We start from the raw sequence: 20,413 nt of genomic DNA, 5'->3' as shown, positions 1-20,413 counted from the left end.
ATTAATCAGGGGAAAGTCATGAGTCAGATGGCCTTGCCGCTAGACTGGACCGGAGCCAAAGGGCTGTCCGGTGACTTTCTAGTGAGCGCCTGCAACGCGGAAGCGGTGCGTCATCTGGAACATAGCGCAACCTGGCCGGTGCGCACCTCCATCCTTACAGGCCCTGCGCGGTCGGGGCGTAGCCTGCTCGGCCGCCTGTTCGCGCTCGCTACCGGCGGCACGGTGGTCGATACGGTCGCAGGGCAAAGCGATGACAGCCTGTTCCATGCGTGGAACCGCGCGCAAGAAACGCGCCTGCCGCTCCTCCTCATTGCCGACGCACCCCCATCCGAATGGAATGTGACACTCCCCGATTTAAAATCACGTTTGGGCGCAGCGCCGGTGGTGCATATCGACCAGCCCGACGACAATCTTATAGCCCCCTTGATAGAAAGGCTTTTTCTCGACCGCGGCACGCGCATCAGCGAAGATTTGCCCGGCTATCTGGCTCCGCGCATCGAAAGGAGCTATGCGGCGATTCATCAAACTGTCACAAACTTGGATGAAGCGGCTTTAGCCGATCATAAACGGATAAGCGTTCCGTTTGCGCGGCAGTTTTTTGCTGGGCGGGATGCGCCGGGATTGCCCGGTCTTGAACCGCCTCCTTTTGATCCGACTGGAGACTAACCCATGACGCGCGCGCCCACCCTTCGCCCGCAACTCACGACCGATGCCGAACGCCGTTTGACCGCAGAAGAAGCGCGGCGCCGTTTCTTTAACCGCGAACTGTCCTGGCTCGCTTTCAACCGCCGCGTGCTGGAAGAAGCCGCAAACCCTGCGCATCCCTTGCTGGAACAACTCCGCTTCCTGTCGATTTCGGGGAATAATCTCGACGAATTTTTCATGGTGCGGGTGGCCGGTTTGAAAGGCCAGCAGCTCCAGAATATCACCTACCGGTCGGTCGATGGCCGCACACCGACACAGCAGCTTGGCGAAATTGAAGAGGCGACCAACGCGCTGTTCAATGCGCAGCAATGGGAATGGCTGCGCATCCGTTCGGCGCTGGAACAGCATGACATACGCGTTGTCACCGAACCGGCAGAAGCCGAACCTTGGCGGCAAAGGCTGGAGGCGCATTTTCGCGCACAGCTTTTCCCGGTGCTTACCCCGCAAGCCATTGACCCGTCGCACCCGTTCCCCTTCATTCCCAATAAGGGCATGGCGGTGGTGTTCGACCTTGTCCGCCGTTCGGACAAGGAATCGATCCGCGAACTGGTGCTGATCCCGCAATCGCTGCCACGTTTCGTGCGTATCGAAAATGACAAGAGCGGCATCTATGTGCCGATGGAAACGATGATCGAGATGTTCTCGGACATTTTATTCCCCGGTTACGAGGTGGTCGAAAGCGGCTGTTTCCGTGTCATCCGTGACAGCGATATCGAAATCGAGGAAGAGGCCGAAGATTTGGTGCGCTATTATAAAAGCGCGATCAAAAGGCGGCGGCGCGGGCGGATTATCCTTCTCGAACTGGACCCGGCCATGTCGGGCGCGGTCGAAGAAATGCTGCGCGATGCGGTGTTGGGTGATGCCGCCACCATCGTCAATGTTGATGGCTTTGTCGGCATCGGCCAGTTGGACCAGATTGTCGATGAAGACCGGCCCGACCTTAAATTCCCGCAATTTACCGCGCGTTTCCCCGAACGTATCCGTGAACATGACGGCGATTGTTTTGCCGCGATCAAGGCCAAGGACATTATCGTCCACCATCCTTATGAAAGTTTCGAGGTGGTCCTGTCCTTCCTGCGCCAGGCCGCGCAAGACCCCGATGTGGTGGCGATCAAACAGACGCTCTATCGTGCGGGCAAGCAATCGGCAGTGATCCGCGCGCTGATTGATGCTGCCGAAGCGGGTAAATCCGTGACTGCCGTAGTCGAATTGAAAGCGCGTTTTGATGAAGAGCAAAATCTCCACTGGGCCGACCAGTTGGAGCGCGCAGGCGTTCAGGTCGTCTATGGCTTTATCGAATGGAAAACCCACGCCAAAATTTCGATGGTGGTGCGCCGCGAAGGCGATGCGTTCCGCACTTACTGCCATTTCGGCACCGGCAATTACCACCCGATTACCGCGCGCATCTATACCGATTTGAGCTTCTTCACCGCTGACCCCCAAGCCGGACGCGATGCGGCGCAGGTGTTCAACTATATCACCGGCTATGTCGAGCCCGAAAATCTGGAGCGCATCTCCATGTCGCCGCTCTCCATCCGCGCGGACCTGTGCCAGCTTATCGACGATGAAATTGCCAATCTGGCCGAAGGCAAACCGGCGGGCATCTGGGCCAAGATGAATAGTTTGGTGGACCCCGCCATCATAGAAAAACTTTATGAAGCGTCCAATGCGGGCGTGCCGATTGATCTCGTTGTGCGCGGCATTTGCTGCCTGCGCCCCGGCGTTGAAGGCATGTCGGAAAATATCCGCGTCAAATCCATTGTCGGGCGTTTTCTGGAACATAGCCGCATCTGGGCCTTTGCCAATGGCAAGGGGCTGCCCTCGCGTCAGGCGAAACTTTATATCAGCTCGGCGGACTGGATGCCGCGCAACTTTGACCGGCGCGTCGAATATATGATGCCGATCATCAACAAGACCGTGCATGACCAGATTCTCGATCAAGTCATGGTCGCCAATCTTATCGACAATGAACAAAGCTGGGTGCTGGAAAGCGATGGCACCTATGTGCGGATGCAGCCGGGCGAAAAGCCGTTCAACCTGCACCGCTATTTCATGAACAACCCGTCCCTGTCCGGGCGCGGGGCGGCGCTGCGCAAGTCGAAGGACGTGCCGACGCTCGATATAGAAAGATATAAGGCTTGACCGCTCTCACCACCCCCGTCCGCGATGGCGCGCATGTGCATCCCATCCGGGTGCCGCGCGCGATGATGCCCTCCAGCGAAGCGGTGCGCGCCGACCGCGACCATCGCGAGGCGATTATCGACATCGGCTCCAACTCGGTGCGTCTGGTGGTCTATTCGGGCGCCCGCCGCGCGCCTTCGGTGATTTTCAACGAGAAAGTCATGGCGGGGCTGGGGCGGTCCTTGACCGCTACGGGGCGGATTGACGATGAAGCTTTGGCGCGCGGCCTGCGGGCGCTCGAACGCTTCGGCGCGCTCGCCAAGGCGATGGGGCTGGACCAGATACGCTGCGTTGCGACCGCCGCCGTGCGTGATGCGGCCAATGGCGATGCGATTATCGCGGGCGCAGAAGCGATGGGGCTGACGGTCGAATTGCTCAGCGGCGAGCAGGAAGCGGAAGCGGCAGGTTATGGCGTGATCGCCTCCATTCCGGACGCTGACGGCATTGTTGCCGACCTTGGGGGCGGGAGCCTCGAATTGGTGCGCGTGTGCGGTGGTAAGATCGGCCAGCGCGTCTCCTTCCCGCTCGGCGTGCTGCGGCTTGCGGCGGTGCGCGAGGGCATCAAGGATAAGGCCAAAGCCAAGACGGCGGTCACCGACCATATCAAAAAATTGCTGCGCGGGGCCGATTGGCTTCAGGAAGCGCAAGGCTTGCCGCTCTATCTGGTCGGCGGCTCATGGCGCTCGCTCGCTAAAATCGACATTGAAGACCGGCACGATCCTCTGCCCGTGCTGCACTATCACCAGATGCCGCCCAAGTCCGCGAGCCGCATCCTGCGCCTGATTGACGGGATGACGCCGGAGGATTTGAAAGCGATACCGGGGGTGAGTTCGGTGCGTATCCCGACGCTCCCCGATGCGGCGCTTTTGCTCGCAACGCTCACCAAATTTCTGGGGAGTCGCCGCCTGATTGTGTCCTCGGCGGGCTTGCGCGAAGGCTTGCTTTACCAGCAACTGCCCGACGATGTGCGCGCGCAAGACCCGCTATTGGTCGCGGCCAAGGCCGAAGGCAGCCGCCTGTCGCGCTTTCCCGAACATGGCCGTTTGCTCGACAAATGGATTGCGCCCTTATTTGCCGATGATGATGCCGCCGCCGCGCGGTTGCGCATGGCGGCCTGTTTATTGTCCGAAGCAGGCTGGGCGGAAACCCCCGATTTCCGGGCCTCGCGCGGGCTGGAAATGGCGCTTCACGGCGACTGGCACGGCATCGACATGGAAGGGCGCATCATTATAGGGCAGGCGCTCTATAGCTGCTTTGGCGGCGGCACCAGCCTGTTTGAAGGCGCGCCCGCAGGCGTGCTGACCGCCAAGATTAACCGCGCGATCCGCTGGGGCCTCGCGATGCGGCTGGGACAGCGCATGTCGGGCGGCGTCGAACTGCCGCTCCACCAATCGCGCCTCGAACGCGACGGCAATATGATCCGCCTGCATTTGTGGGACGATGCGGCCAGCCTCTATGGCGAAGCGGTGCAACGCCGCCTCAAAAACCTCTCTGTGGAGTTTAAGTGCCGCTTTGAAATGGTACGGGATGCGTGAGGCAGAAGGATAGGGTAAGCGCAACCTAATTCCCCTCCCGCTTGCGGGAGGGGTTAGGGGAGGGCATGTCACTCACGGAGGGCCTGCCGCCTTCGCTTCCTACCCGCACACCATCGCATTAATCACCCGATTATCCGGATGATAATAAACGTCCAGCCGCGCCGCTTGGGGATTGCCCGGCCCTCTATAGAGGCCGGGGATGAAACGGACTTCGGTTTGGCCGCTGCGGGTGCGGATGTCGCGTTCGACATCCTGCGCAAGCCCGTGGCCCAGATGATAGGATAGTTTCTGCGCGCCGCACGCGTCGCTGGCAGGCTTGGGGGCCATAGCCATCGGTTCGGCGAACAGTCCGGACGAACAACCGGTGAGGGCCAGTCCTGCCAGCGCTGCGGTCAGCATTACAGAGACAAAACGCATAAATTATCCACAGCTCAATCTGATAATCTTTCGCTTATGGCCAAGATTGATGTTCAACCGGTCTTGACGATAATCCATAGTTGCCGCGCTATCGGGGAAGAGAATACGGACCTCTCCCGCACGCGACATAGCACGAATGGCCGTTTCGTTGCGCGGATTGAGGTGTTTACCCACGAAATGCTGCACCCGGCCTGCACCGCAATTACCGGGGTTATCAGGAACAGGGTGGGGAAGCGGGGTGGCACATCCGGCCAAAGCCAGAAGCGAAGCGGTAGCAAAAGCGAACGTAAATTTAGAGCTAAGCTGCATACTCACATCTCCATTTTAAGCGGCGTCGGCTTCTTCTACCGTGTCGCTGGTTCGGGTCATTTTGAGTCGTCCATTTTTGACCGCAAAGGCAAGTCGGCCTTCCACCAGATCAAGCGCATCATGGCCGAACACCTCATAGCGCCAGCCGCTTAAAATAGCGAGACTTTCTCGTTCTCCCGCCGCCAAGGCTTCCAGATCGTCCGAACGGCTGATGAGACGCGAGGCAACATTGATTTCGCGCGAGCGGATTTTGAGGAGGAGCTTGAGCAAATCCGCGACCAACGCGCCCTCTTTGCCGGGACCGGCGCGGCGCGGGCCATGATCGGGCATTTCTTCGCGCGGCATGGGCTTGGCGTTGGCAAGCGCGCGCATCAGCCGCTCGCCAATATCATTGGAGCGCCAGGCGGCCGACAGTCCGCGCACCCGTCCCAAATCTTCCTGGGTCTTGGGCGGATGGCTCGCCAGATCGGCCAGCGTTTCATCCTTGACGATGCGCCCGCGCGGTAAATTCTTGTTGCGCGCCTCGCTTTCGCGCCAGCCCGCGAGCGCCTTCAACCGGCCCAGCACGTCGGGCTTTTTGGAGGCAATCCGCACCCGCTCCCATGCGGTATCGGGCGAGGACGCATAGTTGGACGGGTCGGCGAGGCGCTCCATCTCGTCATCCAGCCATGCCCCGCGTCCCGTCGCGCGCAGCTTGTCGATCATCATCGGGAAGATTTCCGACAAATAGGTCACATCGCCAATCGCATAATCAATCTGCCGCTTGTCGAGCGGACGGCGGCTCCAGTCGGTAAAGCGCGCGCCCTTGTCGAGATGATGGCCGAGCCAGCCTTCGACCAGATTGGAATAGCCAAGCTGTTCGGCTTGCCCCAGCGCCATCGCGCCGATTTGCGTATCGAATAAAGGATGCGGGGTCTTGCCGGTGAGATTGTAAATAATCTCGATGTCTTGCCCGCCTGCATGGAATACCTTCAAAACATCCTCATTGTCGGTGAGGAGATCGAGCAAAGGCTTCATGTCGAGGCCGGGGGCCATCGGGTCAATCGCGGCGGCTTCCTTGCCGTCCGAAATCTGGATGAGGCATAATTCGGGCCAGAAAGTATTTTCGCGCATAAATTCGGTATCGACCGCCACAAAATCGGCTTTGGCTAAGCGGTCGCACAGTTGGCGCAGGGAATCACTATCGGTAATCAGCGGAAGAATCTTCATAGCGCCCGCGCATATCAGGATATGCTCCCTTGACAAAGCGGGCATTGCAGGCTGTTAGCGAGCGCCATAGTTATGGCGCAGAATTGCGCCGGAAGTTTATCCGGAAAAGAGCCGAAAAAATGCACGCCTATCGCACCCATACTTGCGCAGATTTGCGCGCCGAAAATGTCGGACAGGAGGTTCGCCTGTCGGGATGGGTGCATCGCAAGCGCGATCATGGCGGCTTGTTGTTCGTCGATTTGCGTGACCATTATGGGCTGACGCAAATTGTCACCGACATTGATAGTGAAGCATTCAAGGCGCTCGACAGCGCTCGCACCGAAAGCGTGGTCACGGTCACGGGCGAGGTGATTGCGCGCACCAAGGAAACGGTGAACGGCAACTTGCCCACCGGCGAAATCGAAGTGCGCGCCAAGGATGTGGTCATCCAGTCGATGGCCGCCGAATTGCCGATGCCGGTTGCGGGCGAACAGGAATATCCGGAGGAAATCCGGCTCAAATACCGCTTCCTCGATCTGCGCCGCGAAACGCTCCATAAAAATATCGTCACCCGCACCAAGGTGATTTCGGATATGCGCCGCCGCATGGAAGGCGCGGGCTTTACCGAATATTCGACGCCGATTTTGACCGCATCCTCGCCCGAAGGCGCGCGCGATTTTCTGGTGCCGAGCCGCATCCATCCCGGCACTTTCTACGCGCTGCCGCAAGCGCCGCAGCAATATAAGCAGCTTTTGATGGTCGCGGGCTTTGACCGCTATTTCCAGATTGCGCCCTGCTTCCGCGACGAAGACCCGCGTGCCGACCGCCTGCCGGGCGAATTTTACCAGCTCGACCTTGAGATGAGCTTCGTCACCCAGGAAGAAGTGTGGGAAACGATGGAGCCGGTCATCGGCGGCGTGTTCGAAGATTTCGCTAACGGCAAAGCGGTGACACCCATCGGCCAATTCCCGCGCATCCCTTATGCCGAATCGATGCTCAAATATGGCAGTGACAAGCCGGACTTGCGCAACCCGCTGATCATTTCCGATGTGGGCGACTATTTCAAAGGTTCGGGCTTTGGCCTGTTCGACAAAATTGTGTCGGGCGGCGGTTTTGTCCGCGTCATTCCGGCCCCGAACACTGCCGACAAGAGCCGCAAATTCTTCGATGAAATGAATGAATGGGCGCGCGGCGAAGGCTTTGCAGGTCTTGGCTATGTCACCCGCAAGGGCGGCGAATTTGGCGGCCCGATTGCCAAGAATCACGGCGAAGAAGGCATGGCTGCGCTCTATGACGCGCTCGGCCTTGGACCCGATGACGGTCTGTTCTTCGCCGCGTCCGGCAAGGAAGCGGAAGCGGCAAAGCTTGCAGGCCTTGCCCGCACGCGCATCGCCAACCAGCTTGGCCTTATCGACGAAAACCGCTTTGAACTGGCGTGGATTGTCGATTTTCCCATGTATGAATGGGACGAGGACAATAAGAAGGTCGATTTTTCGCACAATCCCTTCTCGATGCCGCAAGGCGGGCTGGATGCGCTCAACAACCAAGACCCGCTCACCATCAACGCCTATCAATATGATCTGGTGTGCAACGGCTTTGAAATTGCGTCGGGCTCGATCCGCAACCAGTCGCCCGAAACCATGGTCAAGGCGTTCGAGATTGCAGGGCTTACCAAAGCCGATGTCGAAGAGCGGTTCGGCGGTATGTATCGCGCCTTCCAATATGGCGCGCCCCCGCACGGCGGCATGGCCGCGGGCGTGGACCGCATCGTGATGCTGGTGTGCGGCGCGCAGAATTTGCGCGAAATCACACTCTTCCCGATGAACCAGAAGGCCGAAGACCTGCTCATGGGCGCGCCTTCCAAGCCCGGTGACAAGCAATTGGAAGAATTGCATATCCGCGTGGTCGATCTCGAAGAGTGAGCGCGCCCAAGCACAGGTTGAGGGCATGGCACCGCGCATCGGCGCTGGTCCTGCTCCTCTTTCTGGGGCTTCATTTGGCCAATCATATTGCGGGCCTTTGGGGGGCGGATAGCCATATCGCCTTCATGGACACGGCGCGCAATTTTTATCGCCAGCCTTTCATCGAGCCGCTTTTGCTTGCGTTGATCTGTTTCCAGATTGGTTCGGGGGTGACGCTCGCGGCGCGGGGCTGGCGCACACGCTCCGGGCGTGTTGCCTGGCTGCAAGCTTTGTCCGGCCTCTATGTGGCGTTATTCCTGCTCAACCATGTGTTAGCAGTGCTGACGGGACGGCTGCTCGACGGGCTGGATACCAACTTTTACTTCGCCGCTGCCGGTTTCCATGTGGCGGGCTGGCCGTGGTTTTTTGTGCCTTATTATTTTTTAGCGGTCGCAGCGCTCCTCAGCCATATCGGGTGCGCATTATATTGGAATATCAGCGGCGGAGAGACACGCGCCGCGCGTATAGCGCTGACCTCATGCGTCCTCCTCGGCATCATATTGGGCGCGCTTTTTGTCGCCGCGATGGCGGGCATGATCGTGCCGGTTACGATACCGCAAGACTATCTTGCTAGTTATCTGTGACGGAGTCGATTAGGCTACCGCGTTCGACCGCTATTGCCTTGACGTTGAAAGATTTGGCCCGATGACCATCACCCTCGCCGATTATGAAAAAGGCGAAAAATATGACGGCGATTATAGCGCCGACCTTGCCGCTTTGCAGGACCGCATGACGCGCATCCAGCAAGCGCATATCATCCACGGCCACCGCTCGATCATCATGATCGAAGGCTGGGATGCGGCGGGCAAGGGCGGGCTGATCACGCGCATGACCGGGATGCTCGATCCGCGCTACTATGAAGTCTGGCCCATCGCCGCGCCGACACCGGAGGAAAAGGACCGCCATTTCCTCTACCGCTTTTGGAAACGGATTCCGGGCAAGGGCGAAATCGTGGTGTTCGACCGCAGCTGGTATGGCCGCGTGCTGGTCGAGCGGGTCGAAGGCTATGCCACCGACACCGAATGGAAGCGCGCCTATGATGAAATCAATGAATTTGAAGCGCAGCAACTCGACAGCGGCACGCACCTCATCAAACTTTTCTGCCATGTGACGCAAAAAGAACAGGATGCGCGTTTTGCCGACCGGCTCAACGACCCGTGGAAGCGGTGGAAAACCGGCACGGATGATTATCGCAACCGGTCGAAACGCAAGCAATATCTGGAAGCCTATAAGGATATGTTCAAACTCACCGACACGCGCTGGGCGCCGTGGAAGGTGCTTGATATGAATAATAAAAAGGCGGGACGCATCGCGGGGCTGACCTATGTATGCGAACAGTTGGAAGCAGCGGTTCCGATGACCGGGGCAGAGCTTGATCCGGCAGTGGTGAAGCTGGCCGAGAAGGCGTTCAAGTTCAAACTGGACGAGAAAGTGGGCGAGGGGGAGTAAGAGGCACTCGAAGCCCGCTCACCAACACCTTCTCCCTCACCCCCTTCTCCCCTTGTGGGAGAAGGATACGAAGCCTTAGCCGTCAGGCTTAGGCGCAGTTGGAAGAGGGGTAAGCGAGGCAAAGCCTCGCGCGATTGCTTAAGCAATCGCTCACCCCTCACCCAGATCCGGCTAAGCTCACTAGCGTTCGCTAAGCCTTCTCAACCCTCTCCCACAAGGGGAGAGGGATAGGAGTGGAAAGGGGAACATGGTGCGCGGGGGAACATCAAGGGTAAAAGGAAGGGTTACCCCGGATACCCCACTTCCATCACCTCATATTCCTTCTCGCCCGAAGGTAGCGCCACCCGCCGGACATCGCCGACGCTGGCCCCGCGTAAGGCGCGGGCTATGGGGGCGTTCCAGCCGACTTTGCCTTCCCCGGCATCGGCTTCATCATCGCCCACCAAGGTCAAAGTGCGATGGTTATCATTCTCGTCCGCGATGGTGACGGTGCAGCCGAAAAAGACGCGGGCTTTGTCGGGCTGGTCGGCGGGGTTTACCACCTGCGCGGCTTTCATCCGGCGCGCGAGAAACGCCAATCTCCGGTCGATTTCGCGCATCCGTTTGCGGCCATAAAGATAGTCGCCATTTTCGCTGCGGTCGCCATTGCCAGCAGCCCATGAAACGACCTCGACAATGGCGGGGCGTTCGACCTCCAGCAATTGCCGATATTCCTCGCCCATCGCCGCATAGCCTGCGGGCGTGATATAGTTGGGCCGCTGCTCCGCCACGGACTTCCCCCTGTTATGCGCCTAACGGGTCACCCCGGATTATTGGCCTTGCCCAGATAAAAGCTCAACGGATTGCGCTCATGGCGATATTTGGGGTTGGGGTTGATCGTGTCATAGACCACCGCATTTTCCAGCACATGATGCACATAACCGCGCGTTTCGGAGAGCGGAATGGCTTCGATCCAGTCGAGGATCGAAATGCTGCCCGAACGCGGATCGCCATTGTTGCGCAGCCATTTGCGCACATTGCCGGGGCCCGCATTATAGGCCGCAACCGCAAGCGGATAGCTGCCGAACTGGTTCATGAGGCCACGGAAATAGGTGGAGCCCAGCATGATATTATAGGTCGGGTCATAAAGCTGGTCATAGCCATAGCCCATGCCAAGCTTGCCCGCCGTTTCGCGCGCGGTGCCGGGCATAAGCTGCATCAGGCCAGTCGCGCCCGCGCGGCTGATGATACGCTTGTCGAACTGGCTTTCCTGCCGCGCAATCGCGTGGATCATCGTCCATTGGTCGGTTTCGGTCGGCGGCACATTGACCGTCGGGAAGGCGGTTGGCGTGAAGTCGTTAAGACCGTTTAGCCGCGCGCTGCGCCCGATCATGACCGACAGGTCGGGGCGGGCAATTTCTTCAGCCAGCCGCGCGGCGAAATAATGGTCGGCGTCGGACTTCGCAAAATTGGCGATGGCGCGCACGAACAGGCTCTGGGTTTTCCAGTCGCCCTGCTGGCCCAATATACGCGCGGCGCGCACGACCGAGCGGTTCTGGAACGCATTGCGCTCGGCCCCTGAAAAGCTTGCCGTGGCAGGCGGGGCAGGGCGCGGTTGCGGACGGCCCAGCCGTTCGAGCGCAAGCTGGCCGTAAAATTGGTCAAAATGCTGCGCGGCGGTCTGATAGTAATTTTGCGCTTCGGACGCCTGACCCGCTTGCTGTGCGGCGCGGCCCGCCCAATAATAGCCCTTGGACTGGGTCATCGGCGAGCGGGCGGCTTCGGCATATTTGCGGAACATGATGGCGGCATCGCGCGGGCGGTTAAGCTGCCGCATCGCGGTCGAGCCAGCGAGCCATACAAGGCTGGTATAATCATCGCGCACGCCCGCCGATTGTTCGCGGACGAGTGTGCCGGGGTCGAATGCGTCATCGACCTGGCTCGCAATGTCATAAGCGACGCGATACTGGCCTTCGGAGACCGCCCCGCGCGCATTGACGAGCAAGGTTTCATACCATTCTTCAGGGTCCGACGGGCGGCTGGTAAGCGCGCGGCCCTGGCTCAGCAAATTACGCGCGCCGAGCGCATTGCCGGTGCCGCGCAGCCATGTCGCGCGGTCGACAATATAGCCCGGATCATTGCGCGCAAAGCCGTCCACGGCGGAGGACTTGGCATAAGCGTCGGGCGCGCGCGTCCGCATAGCGAGCCGCGCATCGAATACCGCGCGTTTGTTCGACGAGGTGAAGGGCAGCGTGCGCATCGCCGCGCTGGTCTGTCCGGCAAGCAGCAAGCGGTCCATCCGCGCATCATGGTCAACCGAGGTCAGCGCGCCGGGGAATTGCGACAAAAGCCGCGCTTCGTCGGTGGCGCTCAATACGCCTTCACGCCATGCACGGCGGGCGGCGGCTTGGGCGTCGCCCTTTTTATTGTCGCCATCCAGCGCAATCGCATAGCGCAGCCAGCCTCCGGGGGTCAGCGGCGGGAAACGGTTGAAATAGGCAATGCCGCTATTGGGCGTCAGGCTATAGTCAATCGGCGCGCTTTCGGCTTGCTTGCGCAGCTTGTCCTCGTTCGGCCAATCCGGATTTTGCATGAGGAATTGCGTGATTTCGCCAAAGCCTGCACCGGTCGTGTCGCTGAGGCGGCGCCATTGCAGTACGGCCCCCGACACCGCATTATCGGCAGGCAAGGGCCGCTGCGCTGCGGGCGCCCATCCGCCCTGATAATTGCGGTTGTCCTGATTGGCCTGCGTCACCGGAATTTTGATCGCGGGGATTAATGTCACCCGCGCGGGGCTGCGTAAGGAGGAATGGGCAGCAGAAGCGGCAGGCGTGGGTGCAGGCGATGCTACCACAGACGTCGTTGCGGGCGCGGGCGTTGCGACAGGCCGGGCCTCGGCTGTTCTCGACGAAACGGCGGCGGGAAGACCGCAAAGGGTGGAAAAAAGGGCGGAAGCGAGAGCAAAGCGAGAAACCATGCTTGCCATGATGGGGGTCATCTCCTTATCAGACGCTGAACAACCGTCGGCAGACGGTGGAAGAGTAGCGGCCAAGTCTAAAGAGGCTTTGACCGGCCATGTAAAGGAACAAGTTCATGTTTTCGGGGTCCATACCCGCTCTGGTGACGCCATTTCGCGACGGATCGTTTGACGAATCCGCGTTCCGTCAATTGGTCGAATGGCAGATAGGCGAAGGCTCGTCGGGGCTTGTCCCGTGCGGCACGACCGGCGAAAGCCCGACCTTGTCCTATGACGAACATTATCGCGTGATTGCGGTGTGCGTCGATCAGGCGGCGGGCCGTGTTCCGGTGATTGCAGGCTGTGGTTCCAACGATACCGCGACCGCCGTGCGCCATATGAAATTTGCGCAGGATGAAGGCGCGGATGCGGCGCTGGTGGTCGTCCCTTATTATAACAAGCCGAGCCAGGACGGGCTTTACGCCCATTTCGCGCATCTTGCCGAACAATCGGACCTGCCGATCATCCTTTATAATGTGCCGGGACGCACGGTTGCCGACCTCCTCCCCGAAACGGTGGCGCGGCTGGCGGAGATACCGTCCATCGTCGGCATCAAAGATGCAAGCGGTGACCTGTCGCGCGTGGCGAGCCATATGCTGGGCTGCGGCCCCGAATTCTGCCAGCTTTCAGGCAATGACGATATGGCCGTGGCGTTTAATGCGGGCGGCGGGGTCGGTTGTATTTCGGTGAGCGCCAATGTCGCGCCGCGCCTGTGCGCCGAGCTACAGGCCGCAACGCTGAAGAGCGATCGCGCACGCGCCATCGAGATTAACAATAAGCTGCAATTACTGCACCTTGCCTTGTTCAGCGATACGTCGCCGGGGCCGACCAAATACGCGCTGTCGCGTATCCATGAATGGTTCGATCCCGAACTGCGCCTGCCGATCATCCCCGCCGATACCGTATCGCGCGAGGCGGTGGACAAGGCGCTGGTGGCGGCGGACCTGATCTGAATTTGATGGGGTCGGATGCCATCGCATCGTCCGTCACGCATTATCGGGGGCGTTTTTTGCAACGCCCTCTTATTAAGTTACCATTATTGACTATATAGACCCCGCCATGGCCCGCCCGAAACATTCCACCTTTGACAAGCAAAAGACCGTCGCCGAAAACCGGCGCGCGCGCTATGACTATGCAATTGGCGATATTTATGAAGCCGGCATCGTGCTCACCGGCACAGAGGTGAAATCGCTGCGTTCGGGTGAAGGGTCGATTACCGAAAGCTATGCCGAGGTGAATGATAATGGGGTGTGGCTGATCAATTCCAATATTCCGGAGTTCAGCCACGGCAACCGTTTCAACCATGAACCCAAGCGCCCGCGCAAATTGCTGCTCAACGAACGCGAGATTAACAAATTCCACGGCGCGGTTGCGCGGCAGGGCATGACTTTGGTGCCGCTGTCGATTTATTTTAACGGTCGCGGGCGCGCCAAGGTCGAACTGGCGCTGGCCAAGGGCAAAAAGGCGCAGGACAAGCGCGAAACGATCAAGGAACGAGACTGGAAGCGCGAACAAGGTCGCCTGCTCAGGGACCGTGGCTAAATCCATGATCCACCGTGTGCAAAATTGGGTTAGCTCCAATATGCCGACGCGCGAGGGCATGGCCGAAAATAAATATATCAAGCCGTTTGCCGGGCGCGTGTTGCGCAGCGAATTGTGGCGCTTCAACCGCCGGTCGGTCCCGCGCGGTGTGGCGTTGGGGATGCTTGCGGCGGTGTTTCCGGTGGCGCAAACCATTGTCGCGGCCGTGCTGGCGCTCCCCGTGCGCGCCAATGTGCCGGTGGCGGTGCTGACCACCTTTATCACCAATCCCTTGACCACCCCCTTCCTGCTCGCGGCGGCCTATAAGGTCGGGCAATGGATATTGCGCGTCGACCGCTTCACTTATGGCCGCCCGATCAATGCGGTGGCCAATAGCGACCATGTCGAAACATGGATGGAGTGGCTCACCGGTAATGCGGGGATTATCGCGATGAATACCGGCGTCGGCCTGGTGGTGATTGCGATCATTTCGGCGGCGGTCGGTTATCTCGTTGCAAGCTTTGGCTGGCGCTGGTGGATTGCCCGCAAGTGGCGCTCGCGCATCCGCAAACGCATAGCGGACAGTTGAAACCCTGCCCACACTCGGTATAGCGACTCACCTATAAGTTGCGCCCGAAACCATCGCGGCGTCAGGGAAGGATAATTAGATGAAACAGCTACGGCTCATGAAAGCGGCGTTGATTGGCAGCGCAGCATCGCTGGCTCTTGCAGGCTGCGCCACGTCGGGGGAGAAAGCTCCGGCGGAAAATGCGCAAGCCGCAATCGATCAGGCGACCAACGCGACCTTTGTTCCCGCCGCTACCAAGCCCAAGCCGACCTATGGCACTTTCGGCATGGATACCGCAGGCATGGACACCAGCGTCAAGCCGGGTGATGATTTTTATGCCTATGCCAACGGTAATTGGGCGCGCACCACGGCCATCCCTTCGGACAAGTCCAACTATGGCATGTTCACCGTGCTCGATGACCTGTCCAAAAAGCGCACGCAGGAAATTCTGGAGGCGGCCAAGGCCGACCCCAACAGCCGTATCGGCCGTGCTTATGCAAGCTATCTTGATGAAGCCGGTGTCGAAGCCAAAGGCTTGGCGCCGATTGAACCTTGGCTCAATGAAGTGCGCGCGCTCAAGAACAAGGCCGATTATGCGGCGCTTGCAGCCAAAGCTGACCGGATGGGCATTGGCGGCGTCAACTATGCCTATGTGGGGCAGGACGATAAAAATCCCGAAACCTATATTGTGACCATGGGCCAATATGGCATCGGGATGCCGGACCGCGATTATTATCTGTCGAACGCGCCGCAATTCACCAAGACGCGCGCGCAATACCAAACCTATCTCACCAATATGCTGACCCTGATGGGTGAGAAAAACGCGGCGGCGCGCGCCAAGGCTGTCTATGATTTCGAAAAGAAAATCGCGACCGCACATTGGACCAAGACCGACAGCCGCGATGCGGACAAAACCTATAACAAGATGACGGTGGCCGAGCTTACCAAGCGCGCGCCGGGCTATGATTATGCCGGATGGCTGAAGGGCATCGGCGTCAATGTGACCGAAGTGCTGGTGAGCCAACCCTCGGCGCTCACCGGCATCGCCAAGGCTGTGCAACAGGCTCCCATCGGCGTGCTGCGCGATAAATTACTTATCAGCAGCTTGAGCAGCTATGCCAATGTCCTGCCCGACCGCATCGCCAAGGAAAATTTCGCATTTTACGGCACCGCATTGTCGGGCACCCCCGAAATGGAACCGCGCTGGAAGCGGGCGGTCAGCTACACCGTCGGCGGCCTTGGCGACGAAGTGAGCAAGGAATATGTGGCGCGCTTCTATCCGCCCGAAACCAAAGCTTCGGCGGATGAACTCGTCAAAAATGTGGTGGACGCGATGGGCCGCCGCATCGACGCGCTCCAATGGATGGCCCCCGCCACCAAGGAAAAAGCGCGCGGCAAGCTTGCGGCTTTCACCACCAAGATCGGCTATCCCGACCAGTGGCATGATTATAGCAGCATCGACGTCAAGGCTGATGACCTGTTCGGCAACACCGTGCGGATGAATGAATGGGCGCATAATGACCAGATTTCCAAGCTGGGTCAGCCGATCCGCCGCTGGGAATGGGGCATGACGCCGATGGAAATCAACGCTTATGCCAATTTCGGCATGAACGAGATTGTGTTCCCCGCCGCGATCCTCCAGCCGCCTTTCTTTGATCCCAACGCCGACGCTGCGATGAATTATGGCGGTATCGGCGCGGTCATCGGCCATGAAATCAGCCACCATTTCGACGATCAAGGGTCGAAATATGACGCTACGGGCAAGCTCACCACTTGGTGGACGCCGCAAGATGTCGCCGCGTTCAAAGCGGCGGCCAAGCAGTTGGTGGACCAATATAATCTCTATGAAGTGCTGCCGGGTCAAAAGATCAACGGCGAGTTTACGCTGGGTGAAAATATCGGCGATCTGGCAGGCCTTGCGGTTGCCTATGATGCCTATAAACATTCGCTCGGCGGCAAGGAAGCGCCGGTGATTGACGGCATGACCGGCGACCAGCGTTTCTATCTCGGCTGGGCGCAAGTGTGGCGGCGCAACTATCGCGAAGCCAATCTGTCGCAGCGCCTCACCACCGATCCGCACTCGCCCTCGATCCAGCGCGCCTGGGTCGTGCGCAACCAGGATCCCTGGTATGACGCCTATAAGGTGACGCCGGAGCAGAAGCTCTATCTGTCGCCCGAAAAGCGTGTGCGCATCTGGTAAAAGCCGGGGATAAAGATTGCCGTTCAAAACCTCCTCCTACCGGTCCCTGTTTGCATCGTCAGCGGGAGGTTTTGCGGTGCTATCCCTACGTGACTGGGCGCTGCTGCTAGGCGCAGCGGCGGCCAGTCTCGCGCTGGTCTATCTGTCCTTGAACGATATTGTGCTGGCGGCAGGCGTGCTGCTCGCGCTGATCGTTGCGGGCGTATTGCTGCTCCTCCTCCGGCGCACCAGTCAAGAAGCGGTCGCGCTCGGCATGGCCGAACCCGACTGGTCGATCACCCGCGAGGCCGCCGAACATGACGGCATCGGCATTGCGATCACCGACCGCAGCGGGCGCATGGTGTGCGCCAATGATCTTTATGCAAGCTGGTTCGGGGGCTTTGTAACCCCGCCGGGCTTGCCGGTCGAAGGACGCGGCGGCGAACAGCTTGCCGAAGCCGGGCGCAAGGCGTGGCGCGATGGCCGTGCGGATGTGCCCAGCCTGTTGCGCGGCGCGCTCAGGCTCGAAGCCGAAATCATCCGTTCGGGCGCGTCGGACGATTATCTCCTCTGGCGTTTCCGCCCGCTCGCCCAGCATGACATGGTATCGGACATGATCCGCCAAGTCGGCGGCGCGGTCGGCCAATCTTATAGCCATGCGGGCATCATGTCCTGTGTCATCGGCGGGGAAGGACGCATCCGCGCGGCCAATCCCGCCTTCCTCGTGCGCGCGACGGGCAAGGCCGATGCCGAAATTATCGGCCGCGAATTTGCCTCCTATCTGCGCGTCGATGAACAGGGCCATATCTATTTCACCTATGAGCGCGACCGCGGCACGCCGGTGCGCTTGCTGCAAATCCCGCTCCACGGTGACACCCAGAGTGAAGGGCCGGTGCTGATCCTCCTCATCGACGATGACGGCATGGCCGCCGACCGGGGCAGTTCGACCGATTCTGCGCGCAAGCTGGTGTCGCTCCTCCCGTTCGGTGTCGCGATGGTCGACCGCGACGGGCGCTTTCTCCATATGAATAACAGCTTCGTGCGCGCCGCCGGGCTTGGCGATGGCCCCGCGCCGGTTTACCCCGGCGATCTGGTAATTGCCGAAGATAAATCCGCCGTGGCCGACGCGGTGCGCCGTTATGGCACCGGCCAACAGCTTGGCGGCGATATTGCGGTGCGGCTGCGCGCGCAACCCGAAGAACCGGTGGCGCTTTCCATCGCCGGGGTGCGCGGCATGGGCGAAGCGTCGGTCCTGCTCAGCCTTAAGGATAATAGCGAAGAATCGCGCCTCAAACGGCAGGTCGCGCAAGCCTCCAAAATGCAAGCAGTCGGCCAGCTTGCTGGCGGCGTCGCGCATGATTTCAACAATATATTGACCGCGATTATCGGCTATTGCGACCTCATGCTGATGCGCCACACGCCGGGCGACAGCGACTATGCCGATATAGTGCAAATCCAGCTAAATTCGAACCGCGCGGCGGCTTTGACGCGGCAATTGCTCGCTTTTTCGCGCCAGCAAACCCTGCGCCCGCAAATCCTGCAACTGCCCGATGTGATTTCCGAAGTATCGAGCCTTTTGAACCGCTCGATGGGCGAAACCGTCACCATGACGGTCAAGCATGGCCGCGGGCTTGGCCCCGTGCGCGCCGACCCAAACCAGTTGGAGCAGGTCTTGCTCAATCTGGCGGTCAATGCGCGCGATGCGATGCCCAATGGCGGCGAACTGGCGATAGAAACCTATCCGCTGCCCGCCAATGCGGTGCCCAAGCTCGGCCTCGAAATCCTGCCGCACGCCGATTATAGCGTGTTGAAAGTGACCGACACCGGCTCCGGCATCCCGCCCGAAGTGCTGCCCAAAATCTTCGAACCCTTTTTCACCACCAAGGATGTGGGGAAAGGGACGGGGCTGGGCCTTTCGACCGTCTATGGTATCGTCAAACAATCGGGCGGCTTCATCTTTGCCGATGCGGTGACGGCTGCGACGCGCACCGGCAAGCAGAAAACCGGCACCAGCTTCACGCTCTACTTCCCCGTCCATAGCGGCCCCGACATCGCCGCCGCTCCGCCCCCTAAAAGCGTCAAGGCGCGTGAAAGCTGGGGATCGGGCAGCCTGTTGCTGGTCGAAGATGAAGATATGGTGCGCGCGGTCGCCGAACGGGCCTTGACGCGCGCGGGCTATAGCGTCGTGTCCGCGTCAAATGGCGAAGATGCGCTCACCCAGCTTGCCGAAATGGACAAGGTCGACCTGATGATCTCGGACGTGGTCATGCCGCAAATGGACGGCCCGACTTTGGTGCGCAACGTCCGCGCTGAACGGCCTGACCTCCCGGTCCTGTTCATGTCGGGCTATGCCGAAGAGCAATTACGCAAATCCATCGCCCTCGACAATGTCGCCTTCCTCCCCAAACCCTTTTCGGTGAGCCAATTGATCGAAAAAGTGCAAACCGTGCTGAGCGGGAATGTGCGGGACGGGTAGGGGGGTCGGCTAAGGTTTGTCCGTGCGCGACATATGATGAAAACCATCCGTCCCTGAAAAACCATCCGTCATTGTGAGCGCCGTAGGCGCGCGGCAATCCAGAGTCGTCTGGCGCGGCGCTGTGTGACTCTGGATTGCCACGCCGCTTCGCGGCTCGCAATGACGGTGGTAGGGGCAGAGTTTCGATAGCTAGGAAGTAGTTGGTAAGCCGATAAGCCAGACCCGCTAAACTCAAACCCAACCCTTATTCCACACCGCTAGCCCTGAGCCCGTCGAAGGGCGCCCCTCAGCCAAACACAAGCCTCCAAACCGCGCCCGCCCTCAATACCCCCCGTCAAACCGGAAGGTAAAACGGTAATCCTGTGGCCGGATCGCCGCCTGACTACGTTCGGGCGTGACCGCGACCAGCCGCAAAGCGCCGTCCGCGACCTGCACCGGCTTGTTCGACACCAGTTCGATCTCGCGGCTCCATGCGCCGCCCGTCACCCGCACGCGCAGCTTGACCTGCCCCGCCCATACGCAGCGCACTTCCTTGGGACAGCGGCTATCTTCCAGCACTTCGAGCGGCGTCACCTGTGGCCCGTCGACATAGGCCGTCTGGCCCAGCGCCACCGGCCCGTTTTCGACACGCGGCGGTGTTGACGCACTCCCCGCCGCACATCCAGCGAGCGTCAAGGGAAGGGCGATGGGCAACATCATGTAGGAACGCATAAAATCACTCCTTATCCGGAAGGTTATTCGGGAGGGCGCAATATTTATCCTCGGGGTAAACAGATAGCGATGAACAAACCCTGTCCTACGCCCCCCTAACACCGCTAATCTCAATTCTGGCCCCCCCCCCCCCGATTAAGAATAAAATTTCCATGCTTATTCCCCCGAACCTACTGGACCGCCCCATACGCGCGCACCCCATATATAGTCTCCAAAAC

The 20,413-nt window shown here is 59.8% G+C and carries 17 protein-coding genes; 11 read left to right on the top strand and 6 right to left on the bottom strand.

The window, feature by feature from the left end:
- The first annotated feature begins 18 nt into the window (after positions 1-18).
- The 3 genes from DMP17_RS06255 to DMP17_RS06245 are packed head-to-tail and all read left to right on the top strand — an operon-like array spanning position 19 to position 4,421.
- On the top strand, positions 19-666 hold the full coding sequence (locus DMP17_RS06255; RefSeq protein WP_337828201.1) for an HdaA/DnaA family protein: 648 nt from the start codon (positions 19-21) through the stop codon (positions 664-666).
- A 3-nt stretch (positions 667-669) separates the two neighbouring features.
- The gene (locus tag DMP17_RS06250; protein ID WP_337828200.1) at positions 670-2,847 is read left to right on the top strand and encodes an RNA degradosome polyphosphate kinase; all 2,178 of its coding nucleotides are present in this window, start codon (positions 670-672) and stop codon (positions 2,845-2,847) included.
- Positions 2,844-4,421, top strand: coding sequence for a Ppx/GppA family phosphatase (locus tag DMP17_RS06245; protein ID WP_337828199.1), 1,578 nt, complete (start codon positions 2,844-2,846; stop codon positions 4,419-4,421). Before DMP17_RS06250 ends, DMP17_RS06245 begins: the two co-directional genes overlap by 4 nt.
- Before the next feature lie 99 nt (positions 4,422-4,520).
- Here the strand turns inward: DMP17_RS06245 and DMP17_RS06240 are convergent, their stop codons facing one another.
- From DMP17_RS06240 to rnd, 3 genes are read right to left on the bottom strand one after another with little or no spacing between them, the layout of a single operon-like run.
- Positions 4,521-4,838: a hypothetical protein gene (locus DMP17_RS06240; protein ID WP_337828198.1), complete on the bottom strand. Its 318-nt coding sequence runs from the start codon at positions 4,836-4,838 to the stop codon at positions 4,521-4,523.
- Positions 4,839-4,841: 3 nt separating this feature from the next.
- Complete coding sequence (locus DMP17_RS06235; protein WP_337829765.1) at positions 4,842-5,147, bottom strand: I78 family peptidase inhibitor; 306 nt, start codon at positions 5,145-5,147, stop codon at positions 4,842-4,844.
- Between the two features lie 15 nt (positions 5,148-5,162).
- The gene (gene rnd / locus DMP17_RS06230) at positions 5,163-6,356 is read right to left on the bottom strand and encodes a ribonuclease D (RefSeq protein ID WP_337828197.1); all 1,194 of its coding nucleotides are present in this window, start codon (positions 6,354-6,356) and stop codon (positions 5,163-5,165) included.
- A gap of 29 nt (positions 6,357-6,385) precedes the next feature.
- On the opposite strand from rnd, the gene aspS reads away from it, so the two are divergent.
- The 3 genes from aspS to DMP17_RS06215 all read left to right on the top strand — a co-directional run bounded on the left by aspS (position 6,386) and on the right by DMP17_RS06215 (position 9,745).
- A complete protein-coding gene (gene aspS / locus DMP17_RS06225; protein ID WP_337828196.1) occupies positions 6,386-8,257 on the top strand; it encodes an aspartate--tRNA ligase in 1,872 nt (623 codons plus the stop codon).
- Entirely contained in the window at positions 8,254-8,880 is a 627-nt protein-coding gene (locus DMP17_RS06220; RefSeq protein WP_337828195.1) for a hypothetical protein, read from the top strand. The genes aspS and DMP17_RS06220 overlap by 4 nt, the downstream gene beginning before the upstream one ends.
- A 61-nt stretch (positions 8,881-8,941) precedes the next feature.
- Positions 8,942-9,745, top strand: coding sequence for a polyphosphate kinase 2 family protein (locus DMP17_RS06215; RefSeq protein ID WP_337828194.1), 804 nt, complete (start codon positions 8,942-8,944; stop codon positions 9,743-9,745).
- 284 nt (positions 9,746-10,029) lie between these two features.
- On the opposite strand, the gene greB is transcribed toward DMP17_RS06215, so the two are convergent.
- Positions 10,030-10,515 carry a transcription elongation factor GreB gene (gene greB, locus DMP17_RS06210; RefSeq protein WP_337828193.1) on the bottom strand — a complete coding sequence of 162 codons (486 nt, stop codon included), beginning with the start codon at positions 10,513-10,515 and terminating at the stop codon, positions 10,030-10,032.
- A 29-nt stretch (positions 10,516-10,544) separates the two neighbouring features.
- Positions 10,545-12,509, bottom strand: a complete 1,965-nt coding sequence (locus DMP17_RS06205; protein ID WP_337828192.1) for a lytic transglycosylase domain-containing protein — start codon at positions 12,507-12,509, stop codon at positions 10,545-10,547.
- 308 nt (positions 12,510-12,817) lie between these two features.
- On the opposite strand from DMP17_RS06205, the gene dapA reads away from it, so the two are divergent.
- The 5 genes from dapA (at position 12,818) to DMP17_RS06180 (ending at position 19,484) form a co-directional block, all read left to right on the top strand.
- The gene (dapA, locus tag DMP17_RS06200) at positions 12,818-13,693 is read left to right on the top strand and encodes a 4-hydroxy-tetrahydrodipicolinate synthase (RefSeq protein ID WP_337828191.1); all 876 of its coding nucleotides are present in this window, start codon (positions 12,818-12,820) and stop codon (positions 13,691-13,693) included.
- Between the two features lie 106 nt (positions 13,694-13,799).
- The gene (gene smpB / locus DMP17_RS06195; protein WP_337828190.1) at positions 13,800-14,282 is read left to right on the top strand and encodes an SsrA-binding protein SmpB; all 483 of its coding nucleotides are present in this window, start codon (positions 13,800-13,802) and stop codon (positions 14,280-14,282) included.
- Between the two features lie 40 nt (positions 14,283-14,322).
- The gene (locus tag DMP17_RS06190; protein WP_337828189.1) at positions 14,323-14,850 is read left to right on the top strand and encodes a DUF2062 domain-containing protein; all 528 of its coding nucleotides are present in this window, start codon (positions 14,323-14,325) and stop codon (positions 14,848-14,850) included.
- 79 nt (positions 14,851-14,929) lie between these two features.
- On the top strand, positions 14,930-17,029 hold the full coding sequence (locus DMP17_RS06185) for a M13 family metallopeptidase (RefSeq protein ID WP_337828188.1): 2,100 nt from the start codon (positions 14,930-14,932) through the stop codon (positions 17,027-17,029).
- A 76-nt stretch (positions 17,030-17,105) separates the two neighbouring features.
- Positions 17,106-19,484: a hybrid sensor histidine kinase/response regulator gene (locus tag DMP17_RS06180; RefSeq protein WP_337828187.1), complete on the top strand. Its 2,379-nt coding sequence runs from the start codon at positions 17,106-17,108 to the stop codon at positions 19,482-19,484.
- 321 nt (positions 19,485-19,805) lie between these two features.
- On the opposite strand, the gene DMP17_RS06175 is transcribed toward DMP17_RS06180, so the two are convergent.
- The gene (locus DMP17_RS06175; RefSeq protein ID WP_337828186.1) at positions 19,806-20,195 is read right to left on the bottom strand and encodes a hypothetical protein; all 390 of its coding nucleotides are present in this window, start codon (positions 20,193-20,195) and stop codon (positions 19,806-19,808) included.
- Positions 20,196-20,413: the final 218 nt, after the last annotated feature.

The sequence above is a fragment of the Pseudonocardia sp. TMWB2A genome (genome assembly GCF_017312135.1).
Note: the sequence above shows the minus strand (reverse complement) of the source record. Positions and strands in the feature narration are given on the sequence as shown.